This is a genomic window from Micromonospora sp. NPDC049799, from assembly GCF_040656655.1.
In the GTDB taxonomy this organism is placed as follows: Bacteria; Actinomycetota; Actinomycetes; order Mycobacteriales; family Micromonosporaceae; genus Micromonospora.
Window position 1 is genome coordinate 1 of record NZ_JBFAMU010000862.1, and the last position, 1,285, is coordinate 1,285.

Below are 1,285 nucleotides of genomic sequence, written 5' to 3' on the forward strand. Positions count from 1 at the left end.
TCATCAGGCGGTGGGCCCGGTCGCGGTGGGAGACTTGCCACATGCCCCTCACCGAGCCGTACGACGACCACCTCCCGCAGGAGGACCTGGTCGCCTCTCGCCCGGCTCGACGATCCGCGTGCCGTCGCGCCCGGTGAACGAGAAGAGGTCGGCCGGGACCGTCACCTCGACGCGGCAGGACGCGCCCGCGTCCAGCGACACCCGCCGGTAGCCGATCAGCCGTTGCACCGGCTGCACCACCGAGGCGACCGGGTCGTGTGCGTACAGCTGCACCACCTCGCTGCCCCACCGACCGCCGGTGTTGCGCAGCGTGAAGGCCAGCCGCAGCTCACCGTCGGTCGACGCCGCCGCCCGCCCGACCGCCAGCTCCGACCAGTCGAACGTGGTGTACGCGAGCCCGTGCCCGAAGCCGTACGCCGGTGTGGGATCGAGGTTCGACACGTCGCTGGCCTGTCCGAGCCGGGCGGCGAGGTAGGTGGTCGGCTGGCCGCCGGTGCGGCGGGGAACGCTGACCGGCAGCCGTCCCTGCGGCTCGATCCGCCCGCTGAGCAGGCCGGCGATCGCGCCCGGTCCCTCCTCGCCGGGAAAGAAGGACTGCACGATGGCTGCCGCCTCGTCGACCGCCCGGCCCAGCGCGTACGGCCGGCCGGCGACCAGCACCACCACCACCGGGGTGCCGGTGTCCAGCAGCTCGTCGAGCAGGTGCTGCTGCACACCGGGCAGCGCCAGGGACTCCACGTCGCAGCCCTCGCCGCTGGTGCCCCGGCCGAACAGCCCGGCCCGGTCACCGAGGGCGGCGATCACCACGTCCGCTGCCCGGGCCGCCTCGATCGCGGCGGCGAACCCGCGGGTGTCCGGGCCGTCGACGCTCGCACCGGTGGTCACGTCCACCTCGCTGCCCGGGAACTCGCGGCGCAGCACCTCCACGAGGGTGGGCAGCTCGATCCCCACCGGCGTCTCCGGGTGCTGGGACCCGACGTGCACCGGGAACGAGTAGCAGCCGAGCACCGCGGTCGGGTTCCCGGCCTGCGGGCCGACCACGGCGATCCGCGCCGGCCGGGCCAGCGGCAGGACGCCGTCGTTGCGCAGCAGGACCACGGCCCGCTCGGCCACCTCGCGGGCGAGCGTCCGGTTCGCCGGTGGATCCAGGTCGACGGTGCCGCGTACCGCCTCCCGGTCGGCGAGGTCGACGCCGTCCAGCGCCGGCGGCACCGGGTCCCACCCGGCGTCGAGCAGCCCCAGCTGTCCCTTCTGGAGCAGCACCCGGCGCACCGCGCGGTCGACC

At 75.3% G+C, this 1,285-nt stretch carries 1 protein-coding gene; it reads right to left on the reverse strand.

The window, feature by feature from the left end; translation table 11 throughout:
* Positions 1-48: 48 nt before the first annotated feature.
* A partial coding sequence (locus tag AB0I76_RS30170; protein ID WP_357042614.1) for a glycoside hydrolase family 3 C-terminal domain-containing protein occupies positions 49-1,285 on the reverse strand: 1,237 nt, incomplete at its 5' end.